A 9,827-nucleotide genomic window follows, 5' to 3' on the forward strand; every position below is an offset into this window, starting at 1 on the left:
ACCTGTAAAATAGCTACATAGCCGTAATTACTCAGCTTTAATTTCCCATCACTCCAAATTAATTAAAAAATAACCTATCGCTACCCCCTCAATGCTGGTACAATTGCCCGCCCTTAAGAGACAACTCGTTTGTTTTTGAGTGGGATTTAATCGAAATGTCTTGATTTTAAACAAATTTAAGACACGTTGTAATTACTACACCGGAGGTCATTAACATGATCCAAATGCAAACTCAGCTGGAAGTTGCTGATAACAGCGGCGCTCGCAAAGTGCAGTGTATAAAAGTCCTTGGTGGTTCTCACCGTCGCTACGCAGCGATTGGCGACATCATTAAAGTTTCTGTAAAAGAAGCTATTCCTCGCGGTAAAGTGAAGAAAGGTGATGTTAAAAACGCGGTAGTTGTGCGTACCAGAAAAGGTGTTCGCCGTCCAGATGGTTCTCTGATCCGTTTTGACAGCAACGCTGCTGTTATCTTAAATGATAACTTACAGCCAATTGGTACACGTATTTTCGGCCCTGTGACTCGCGAACTTCGTAATGATAAGTTCATGAAAATCGTTTCACTAGCCCCAGAAGTACTGTAAGGAGCCAATCATGGCAGCAAAAATACGTCGTGATGACGAAGTAATCGTACTAGCAGGTAAAGACAAAGGTAAGCGCGGAAAAGTGCTTTCAGTTGTTACTGAATCTGGTCGAATCTTTGTCGAAGGCATAAACTTGATCAAGAAACACCAAAAGCCGGTTCCACAATTGAACCAAGCTGGCGGCATTGTTGAGAAAGAAGCATCTATGGATGCATCAAACGTTGCGATCTTCAACTCGGAAACGAGTAAAGCTGATCGTGTAGGTTTCAAGATTGAAGATGGTAAGAAATTACGTATCTTTAAATCTACTGGTAAAACTATCTAATAGTTGGAGTAGAATGATGGCGAAACTGCATGAAGTATATAAAGACAAAGTAGTTGCTGAACTTCAAGAGAAGTTTGGTTTCAGCTCTGTCATGCAAGTCCCTCAGATCGAAAAGATCACATTGAATATGGGCGTGGGCGAAGCCCTAGCTGACAAGAAGATTTTAGATAACGCAGTAGCGGATCTAGCAGCAATCTCTGGTCAGAAACCTTTAATCACTAAAGCACGCAAATCTGTTGCTGGCTTTAAAGTGCGTGAAGGCTACCCGATTGGTTGTAAAGTAACCCTACGCGGCGAGCGTATGTGGGACTTTTTTGAGCGTTTGGTATCAATCGCTATCCCACGTATTCGTGACTTCCGTGGCGTAAGTGCAAAGTCTTTTGATGGACGTGGCAACTACAGCATGGGCGTACGTGAACAAATCATCTTCCCAGAAATCGATTACGATAAAGTAGACCGTGTACGCGGTATGGATATTACTATCACTACTTCTGCGAAATCTGATGAGGAAGGCCGTGCGTTGTTAGAAGCGTTTAACTTCCCATTTAAGAAATAAGGGTAGGGTTATGGCAAAGAATTCTATGAAAGCGCGCGAAGCAAAGCGCACAAAACTAGTTGCTCAGTACGCTGAAAAGCGCGCTGCACTAAAAGCTATCATCAGTGATGTTAACACATCTGAAGATGATCGTTGGGACGCGGTACTTAAGCTACAAGCTTTACCACGTGATTCTAGCCCTGCACGTCAACGTAATCGTTGTAACATTACGGGCCGCCCACATGGTTTCCTTCGCAAATTCGGCATGAGCCGTATTAAAGTTCGCGAAGCAGCTATGCGCGGTGAAATTCCTGGCCTTAAAAAGGCTAGCTGGTAATAGAATCATGGGAGTAAGACTATGAGCTTGCAAGATCCTATCGCGGATTTGTTCACACGAATTCGTAACGGTCAATCAGCGAAGAAAGTATCTGTAACGATGCCAACTTCAAAGCTGAAAGTAGCATTAGCTAAAGTACTAAAAGACGAAGGTTATATCGTAGATTTCGCTGTTAACGGCGAAACTAAACCTGAGCTTTCTATCGAGTTGAAGTACTTCGAAGGCAAAGCTGTAATTGAAAATATCCAGCGTGTAAGTCGCCCTGGTTTACGTATCTATAAGAAACGTGACCAATTACCTAAGGTAATGGGTGGTCTTGGTATCGCTATCGTATCAACTTCTAAAGGCCTAATGACAGACCGCGCAGCACGTAGTGCTGGTGTTGGTGGTGAAATCATTGGTTTTGTAGCTTAATCGGAGGGGAACTATGTCTCGCATAGCAAAGGCACCAATTACTGTTCCTGCCGGTGTAGAAGTTACATTAAAAGGCCAGGAAATCACAGTTAAAGGCAAAAACGGTGAACTTACTCGTACAATCAACAACGCTGTTGAAGTACAAGTAAATGACAACGTTATTACTACTTTACCTCGTGATGGCGTAGCTAATGCATGGGCTCAAGCAGGTACTGCTCGCGCTCTAATCAACAACATGGTTGTTGGTACGCATGAAGGTTACGAGAAGAAACTTCAGTTAGTAGGCGTGGGTTACCGTGCTGCAGCGAAGGGTAAAACATTAGATTTAACTCTTGGCTTCTCACACCCAGTTAATTTCGCAGTTCCTGAAGGAATTACGATTGAAACTCCAAGCCAAACAGAAGTTCTAGTTAAGGGCGTAGACAAGCAGTTAGTTGGTCAAACAGCTGCTAACATTCGTGCATACCGTAAACCTGAGCCTTATAAAGGTAAGGGTGTTCGTTATTCAGATGAGAATGTACGCCGTAAAGAGGCTAAGAAGAAGTAAGGTAAGACGATGGATAAAAAAACAGCTCGTCTACGTCGTGCTAAACGCACTCGTAGAAATTATATTGAACAAGGCACAACGCGTCTTGTTATCCACCGCACGCCACGTCACATATACGCTCAAGTTGTAAATGCTGAGGGTAATGTACTGGCTGCTGCTTCTACTGTTGAAAAGGCTATTAGCGAAACAGTTAAAGGCACCGGTAACGTTGAAGCTGCGCAAGCAGTTGGCAAAGCGGTTGCTGAACGTGCGGCTGACAAAGGCATCGAAAAGATTGCTTTTGATCGCAGTGGCTTTAAATATCACGGCCGTGTGAAGGCGCTAGCTGATGCTGCGCGTGAAGCCGGTTTGCAATTCTAGGAGTAGACTATGGCTAACGTAGAAGCAAAGCAACAACAGCCTGATCTAGCTGAAAAGCTAATCGCGGTGAACCGTGTGTCTAAAGTAGTTAAAGGTGGTCGTATCTTTAGCTTTACTGCACTAACTGTAGTTGGTGACGGCGCAGGTAAAGTAGGTTTTGGTTATGGTAAAGCACGTGAAGTTCCAGCTGCTATTCAAAAAGCAATGGAAAAAGCACGTCGCAACATGATCAATGTAGACCTAAATGGCAATACATTACAGCATCCTGTTAAGGGACGTCATGCTGGCTCACTAGTGTTCATGAAACCAGCCTCTGAAGGTACTGGTATCATCGCAGGTGGTGCTATGCGTGCAGTACTAGAAGTGACTGGTGTTCAGAACGTACTTTCTAAATGTTACGGTTCTACTAACCCAATCAACGTAGTACGTGCAACGATTTCGGCTCTTGAGAATATGAATTCTCCACAGTCAATCGCTGCAAAACGTGGCCTTCGCGTAGACGAAATACTGGGGTAACCATGGCAAATCAAACTGTAAAAGTAACACAAGTAAAAAGCTCTATCGGTCGTTTACCGAAACATAAAGCTACATTACGCGGTCTTGGTTTACGTCGTATCAACCACACTGTTGAGTTAGAAGACACAGCATGTGTACGTGGTATGATAAACAAGGTTTCTTACATGGTTAAGGTAGAGGGTTAATTCGATGCATTTGAATACACTTTCACCTGCTGCAGGTTCAAAAACTGCTCCAAAACGTGTTGGTCGTGGTATCGGTTCTGGTCTAGGTAAGACTGGTGGTCGTGGTCACAAAGGTCAAAAATCACGTTCTGGCGGCAAAGTACGCGTTGGTTTTGAAGGCGGTCAAATGCCTATGCAACGTCGTCTACCTAAATTTGGTTTTACTTCTCGCAAATCTTTAGTATCTGCAGAAATAAACCTTTTTGAAATCGCTAAAGTTGAAGGCGATGTGGTAGACCTAAGCGCGTTACAAGCAGCTGGTCTAGTTAAAAAGAACGTTCTTTTCGTTAAAGTTGTTAAATCTGGCGAAGTTTCACGCGCTGTTACCGTTAAAGGCCTTAAAGCCTCTAAAGGTGCTCGCGAAGCTATTGAAGCTGCCGGAGGCAAGGTAGAAGACTAAGGAAGTACTAATGGCTAAACCAGGTCAAGATACAAAAAGTGCACAAGGTGGACTTTCGGAATTGAAGCGCCGATTACTCTTCGTATTGGGTGCTATCATAATTTACCGTCTAGGTTCATTTGTGCCGATCCCTGGGATTGACGCCGCTGTACTTGCCGATTTCTTCGAGCAACAAAAGGGCACCATTGTTGAAATGTTCAACATGTTCAGTGGTGGTGCACTTGAGCGAGCTTCAGTGTTAGCACTGGGTATTATGCCGTATATCTCGGCTTCGATTATTACGCAACTATTAACGCATATGTATCCTCCGTTTATAGAGCTTAAGAAAGAAGGTGAGCAAGGGCGTAAAAAAATTAGCCAGTACACACGCTATGGCACGCTTGTGCTAGCTACTATTCAATCAATCGGTATTGCTACTAGCTTACCGGGCATGATGGAGGGGTTAGTTGTTAACCCTGGTATGGGTTTCTATTTCACCGCTGTGGTGAGTTTAGTTACTGGTACTATGTTCCTTATGTGGTTGGGTGAACAAATAACAGAGCGCGGTATCGGTAACGGTATCTCTGTTCTAATATTTGTTGGTATTGTAGCTAACTTGCCGTCTGCTATTGGTTCGACAGTCGAAATGGCGCGCCAAGGTGATTTGAATGTTTTTGTACTGTTGATGGTTGCGGTAATCGTATTCGCTGTTACTTATCTTGTAGTGTTTTTCGAACGTGGACAACGTCGTATTGTTGTTAACTACGCTAAACGCCAACAAGGTCGTCAAGTATTTGCTGCCCAAAGCACGCATTTACCACTAAAAGTAAATATGGCGGGTGTTATTCCACCAATCTTCGCTAGCAGTATAATTCTGTTCCCTGGTACAATTGCTAGCTGGTTCGGCCAAGGTGAAGGTCCAGTCGCTGATGTATTACAAGCTGTTGCTACTACGTTGACTCCAGGTCAACCGTTGTACTCGCTTGTTTTAGCTGCGGCTATTATCTTCTTCTGCTTTTTCTACACAGCGTTGGTTTTTAACCCACGTGAAACAGCAGATAACCTTAAGAAATCTGGCGCATTTATCCCAGGTATTCGTCCAGGTGAGCAGACATCTAAATACATTGATAAAGTGATGACACGCCTGACATTGGCAGGTGCTTTGTATATAACCTTTATCTGTCTGGTGCCTGAATTCATGACGATGGCGTGGCAAACGCCATTCTACTTCGGCGGTACATCAGTTTTGATTATCGTTGTAGTAATCATGGACTTTATGGCACAAGTACAGACTCACCTGATGTCTCATCAGTATGATTCTGTGCTGAAAAAAGCGAACCTTAAAGGCTACGGTCGATAAGGTCAGTTTACGGAGTTGAGCAATGAAAGTACGTGCTTCCGTTAAGAAAATATGCCGTAACTGTAAAGTTATTAAACGTGCTGGTGTAGTACGCGTAATTTGCAGTGAGCCTAAGCATAAGCAAAGGCAAGGCTAAGTAAACAGTCGTGCAGGCTGAGTTTTCTCGGCCTGTGTTTTTAGTAGTGATTTGGTCTTCGTTTGAGTATCCTTACGGGCTTTTCAAACTTTTGATTACCAAATTCGAATATAGGAGATGTGTTAGTGGCCCGTATTGCTGGCATTAACGTCCCTGATCATAAACATGCAGTTATTGGTTTAACAGCTATTTATGGCATAGGTAAGACTCGCTCTAAGGCTATCTTAGAAGCGACTGGTATCGCCGAAACCACAAAAATCGGTGAACTTTCAGACGAAATTCTTGACGTACTGCGTGATGCAGTTGGCAAGTACACTGTTGAAGGTGATCTTCGTCGTGAAGTTACTTTAAATATCAAGCGCCTAATGGACCTTGGTTGTTATCGTGGCCTACGTCACCGTCGCTCTTTACCATTACGTGGTCAAAGAACTAAGACTAACGCGCGCACCCGTAAGGGTCCTCGTAAGCCTATTAAGCGATAAGGGGATAGTATTATGGCTAAGACACCAATTCGTCGTAAAAAGGTTAAAAAACAAGTTGCTGATGGTATGGCTCATGTTCATGCGTCTTTCAACAACACTATTGTAACGATTACCGACCGTCAAGGTAATGCACTATCATGGGCTACTGCCGGTGGTTCAGGTTTCCGTGGTTCACGTAAATCTACACCATTTGCTGCTCAGGTTGCTGCAGAGCGTGCAGGTACTGCTGCTCAAGAATACGGTTTAAAAAATCTAGAAGTTTTCATTAAAGGTCCAGGTCCAGGTCGTGAGTCTGCTGTACGTGCTTTGAATGCTGCTGGTTACCGTATTACCAACATTACTGACGTGACGCCAATACCACATAATGGTTGTCGTCCACCGAAGAAACGTCGCGTTTAACAATAGGTTAGGAGAAATAACATGGCAAGATATTTGGGCCCTAAGCTCAAGCTGAGTCGTCGTGAAGGTACTGACCTGTTCCTTAAGAGCGGCGTAAGAGCTATCGACTCTAAGTGTAAACTTGAGACTGCACCTGGTCAGCACGGCGCTCGTAAAGGTCGCTTATCTGATTACGGTTTACAATTACGTGAAAAGCAAAAAGTACGTCGTATCTACGGTGTATTAGAAAAGCAATTCCGTAACTACTACAAAGAAGCTGCTCGCCTTAAAGGCAACACAGGTGAAAACTTGTTACAGCTTTTAGAGCAACGTTTAGACAATGTTGTATATCGCATGGGTTTTGCTAGCACACGTGCAGAAGCACGTCAGTTAGTAAGCCATAAAGCGATTTTAGTTAATGGTCGTGTTGTGAACATTCCTTCATACGTAATTACTCCAGAAGATACTGTTGTAATCCGTGAGAAGTCTAAGACGCAAGCACGTATCATCGCTGCTCTAGAGTTGGCTGAGCAACGTGAAAAGCCGACTTGGGTTGAAGTTGACGGTAAGAAATTGGAAGGCAGCTTTAAGCGTCTACCTGAGCGTTCAGACCTGTCTGCGGACATTAATGAACAACTAATCGTCGAACTTTACTCTAAGTAAAGTTAAGAGTTAAGAGAGGATAAAATGCAGGGTTCTGTTACAGAATTTCTAAAACCAAGGTTAGTCGACATCGACGCTATCAACCCAACGCGTTCTAAAATAGTTTTAGAACCATTAGAGCGTGGCTTTGGCCATACTCTGGGTAATGCTTTACGCCGTATATTACTTTCATCTATGCCTGGATGTGCAGTAACTGAAGTTGAAATCGACGGTGTATTACATGAGTACAGCGCGAAAGAAGGCGTTCAAGAAGACATCATTGAAATACTATTAAACCTTAAAGGTTTAGCAGTAACGTTAGAAGGCAAAGATGAAGTTTTTCTGACCCTGACTAAATCTGGTGTAGGCCCTGTTACTGCGGCTGATATTCAGCACGATGGCGATGTAACAATTGCTAATCCAGATCACGTTATTTGTAATTTAACTACAAATAACAGCGAGATCAGCATGCGTATTCGTGTTGAACGTGGTCGTGGTTATGTGCCGGCATCTAGTCGTTTATCCTCTGATGACGATGAGCGTCCAATTGGTAGATTGTTGCTTGATGCATCATTTAGCCCAGTTGAACGTATTGCGTACTCGGTTGAATCAGCTCGAGTTGAGCAACGTACAGATTTAGACAAGTTAATCATTGATATGGAAACAAACGGCACTTTAGATCCAGAAGAAGCGATCCGCCGTGCGTCTACTATCTTAGCTGAGCAATTAGATGCATTCGTAGATTTACGTGATGTAACTGAGCCAGAAGAGAAAGAAGAGAAGCCAGAATTCGATCCTATTCTACTTCGTCCAGTTGATGATCTTGAATTAACAGTACGCTCAGCAAATTGTTTGAAAGCCGAGCAAATTCAATATATCGGTGATTTAGTTCAGCGCACTGAAGTTGAGCTTCTTAAAACGCCTAATCTAGGTAAGAAGTCTCTAACTGAAATTAAAGACGTGCTAGCTTCACGTGGACTTTCTCTAGGTATGCGCCTAGAAAATTGGCCACCTGCAAGCTTAGCTGAATAATCTAAATCACTATATTAGTTTAGTTAGAAGGATAGGGTCATGCGCCATCGTAAGAGTGGTCGTCAATTAAACCGTAACAGTAGCCATCGTAAAGCGATGTTTAGCAATATGGCAGGTTCTTTGGTGAAACATGAAATCATCAAAACTACTTTGCCAAAAGCGAAAGAGTTACGTCGTGTAATTGAACCTTTAATCACACTGGCTAAGACTGACAGTGTAGCAAATCGCCGTTTAGCGTTTGCTCGCACGCGTGATAATGAAGTTGTTGGTAAATTATTCAGTGAAATCGGTCCACGTAACGCGGATCGTCCAGGTGGTTACACTCGTATTCTTAAGTGTGGCTTCCGTACTGGTGATAATGCACCAATGGCTTATATTGAACTAGTTGGTCGCCCAGCGACTAGCGAAGCAGTTCAAGAAGACGCACAGTCTGCAGAGTAAGTCTTAAAGAAACCTAAAAGCCGAGCTTATGCTCGGCTTTTTCTTGCCTAAAATTTGTCAAACTATATGAACCAGTAATTACCTTCTATTATGTGCATCGACTCATAGATTCTGAATCGATAGGTTGTTTCGACTGCTGTTTTAATAACTTAGCCTAGTTACCTTTACTTACCATTCATCCAAAATAGCCTATCCGGTTTTAGTTAAAGAGTATTTTCACTTTATATAGTGATTTACAATTATTAATAATAGCACTTCGAATTTAACTACCATTAAGCAATCCCTAACGAAGTTTTTAGTGATTAGAGCTGCTCAGAAGATATATGGGGTCGCTCTCTTATCTATATACCGGTACTAAGAACCTCATAGTAAAGCTAACCATTGGGGCCTTAGTAAACTCACTTCTCAAATAAAAATATAGCCCAATGAATTTAAATCTCAGCTTTTGACTATTTCAAATGATTTTAGTAACACGACTCTTAACTTATTGGTTGGCTTTTTGAGCATTGATGATCCAAATATGTCTCTACTGATCACTAGTTACCATAACTTTGACTTTAAATAGCTCTTTAAACCCCTCAATACAGGAGGTTTAGTTGTGTTTTTGAGCGTTTAGCTCAAATACTCAGCGAACAGCACATTATTTCAAGTTTTCTTCAAAAAAGGGTTGATCTGTTTTCGGATCTCCCTATAATGCGACCCCACTGAGACGGGAAACAGCAACGCATAGCGAGGCACGAACTACTCAGGGTGTTAAGTAAAACTTAGATTGAATCTTTTTAGAAAGTTTAAATTTAAGTGTTGACAAAAAAATAGGAAAGCGTAATATGAGCAGCCCTAGCGAGATAAAGTTCAACTTTATAATCGCAACGTTCTTTAACAATATAAAGCAATCATCTGTGTGGGCACTCGTACAGATTGAGTTCTAACAGCCAAGCTATTTAGGTAGCGAGGCAAACAAATTAGAGTCTCAATTGAAAACTGAGTGACCAACAGAATAGTTATTTCGGTAATTATTCGGCACAGTCAATTCAATATCGAAAGATATTAAAAAATTCAGAATTCATTGAGCTGTCGAAAGACATAAAACTTTTTAATTGAAGAGTTTGATCATGGCTCAGATTGAACGCTGGCG

At 42.5% G+C, this 9,827-nt stretch carries 17 protein-coding genes; all 17 read left to right on the top strand.

Annotation, left to right across the window (positions count from 1 at the left end):
* The first annotated feature begins 215 nt into the window (after window positions 1–215).
* Entirely contained in the window at window positions 216–584 is a 369-nt protein-coding gene (rplN, locus tag H5089_RS18395) for a 50S ribosomal protein L14 (RefSeq protein WP_002959498.1), read from the top strand.
* Between the two features lie 10 nt (window positions 585–594).
* Window positions 595–909, top strand: coding sequence for a 50S ribosomal protein L24 (gene rplX, locus H5089_RS18400; protein ID WP_002959496.1), 315 nt, complete (start codon window positions 595–597; stop codon window positions 907–909).
* Window positions 910–925: 16 nt separating this feature from the next.
* On the top strand, window positions 926–1,465 hold the full coding sequence (gene rplE / locus H5089_RS18405) for a 50S ribosomal protein L5 (RefSeq protein ID WP_010554915.1): 540 nt from the start codon (window positions 926–928) through the stop codon (window positions 1,463–1,465).
* Window positions 1,466–1,475: 10 nt separating this feature from the next.
* A complete protein-coding gene (gene rpsN / locus H5089_RS18410) occupies window positions 1,476–1,781 on the top strand; it encodes a 30S ribosomal protein S14 (protein WP_006794245.1) in 306 nt (101 codons plus the stop codon).
* 21 nt (window positions 1,782–1,802) lie between these two features.
* Window positions 1,803–2,195 carry a 30S ribosomal protein S8 gene (gene rpsH / locus H5089_RS18415; protein WP_002959491.1) on the top strand — a complete coding sequence of 131 codons (393 nt, stop codon included), beginning with the start codon at window positions 1,803–1,805 and terminating at the stop codon, window positions 2,193–2,195.
* A 13-nt stretch (window positions 2,196–2,208) separates the two neighbouring features.
* The gene (gene rplF, locus H5089_RS18420) at window positions 2,209–2,742 is read left to right on the top strand and encodes a 50S ribosomal protein L6 (protein ID WP_002959488.1); all 534 of its coding nucleotides are present in this window, start codon (window positions 2,209–2,211) and stop codon (window positions 2,740–2,742) included.
* A gap of 9 nt (window positions 2,743–2,751) precedes the next feature.
* Window positions 2,752–3,102, top strand: a complete 351-nt coding sequence (gene rplR, locus H5089_RS18425; RefSeq protein WP_002959486.1) for a 50S ribosomal protein L18 — start codon at window positions 2,752–2,754, stop codon at window positions 3,100–3,102.
* A 9-nt stretch (window positions 3,103–3,111) separates the two neighbouring features.
* A complete protein-coding gene (gene rpsE, locus H5089_RS18430; protein ID WP_002959485.1) occupies window positions 3,112–3,618 on the top strand; it encodes a 30S ribosomal protein S5 in 507 nt (168 codons plus the stop codon).
* Window positions 3,619–3,620: 2 nt separating this feature from the next.
* Window positions 3,621–3,803 carry a 50S ribosomal protein L30 gene (rpmD, locus tag H5089_RS18435; protein WP_002959482.1) on the top strand — a complete coding sequence of 61 codons (183 nt, stop codon included), beginning with the start codon at window positions 3,621–3,623 and terminating at the stop codon, window positions 3,801–3,803.
* 4 nt (window positions 3,804–3,807) lie between these two features.
* A complete protein-coding gene (gene rplO, locus H5089_RS18440; RefSeq protein WP_002959480.1) occupies window positions 3,808–4,242 on the top strand; it encodes a 50S ribosomal protein L15 in 435 nt (144 codons plus the stop codon).
* 10 nt (window positions 4,243–4,252) lie between these two features.
* Entirely contained in the window at window positions 4,253–5,581 is a 1,329-nt protein-coding gene (secY, locus tag H5089_RS18445) for a preprotein translocase subunit SecY (protein WP_002959478.1), read from the top strand.
* 22 nt (window positions 5,582–5,603) lie between these two features.
* Window positions 5,604–5,717 carry a 50S ribosomal protein L36 gene (rpmJ, locus tag H5089_RS18450; RefSeq protein ID WP_002959476.1) on the top strand — a complete coding sequence of 38 codons (114 nt, stop codon included), beginning with the start codon at window positions 5,604–5,606 and terminating at the stop codon, window positions 5,715–5,717.
* A 125-nt stretch (window positions 5,718–5,842) separates the two neighbouring features.
* Window positions 5,843–6,199, top strand: a complete 357-nt coding sequence (gene rpsM / locus H5089_RS18455) for a 30S ribosomal protein S13 (protein WP_002959473.1) — start codon at window positions 5,843–5,845, stop codon at window positions 6,197–6,199.
* 12 nt (window positions 6,200–6,211) lie between these two features.
* Window positions 6,212–6,598, top strand: coding sequence for a 30S ribosomal protein S11 (rpsK, locus tag H5089_RS18460; protein WP_002959471.1), 387 nt, complete (start codon window positions 6,212–6,214; stop codon window positions 6,596–6,598).
* Between the two features lie 21 nt (window positions 6,599–6,619).
* Window positions 6,620–7,240, top strand: coding sequence for a 30S ribosomal protein S4 (gene rpsD, locus H5089_RS18465; RefSeq protein WP_002959461.1), 621 nt, complete (start codon window positions 6,620–6,622; stop codon window positions 7,238–7,240).
* Window positions 7,241–7,264: 24 nt separating this feature from the next.
* Window positions 7,265–8,251, top strand: coding sequence for a DNA-directed RNA polymerase subunit alpha (locus H5089_RS18470; protein ID WP_002959452.1), 987 nt, complete (start codon window positions 7,265–7,267; stop codon window positions 8,249–8,251).
* Window positions 8,252–8,290: 39 nt separating this feature from the next.
* Entirely contained in the window at window positions 8,291–8,692 is a 402-nt protein-coding gene (rplQ, locus tag H5089_RS18475; protein ID WP_002959450.1) for a 50S ribosomal protein L17, read from the top strand.
* Window positions 8,693–9,827: the final 1,135 nt, after the last annotated feature.

Source organism: Pseudoalteromonas sp. SR45-1, from assembly GCF_014163655.1.
Classification (GTDB): Bacteria; Pseudomonadota; Gammaproteobacteria; order Enterobacterales; family Alteromonadaceae; genus Pseudoalteromonas; species Pseudoalteromonas distincta.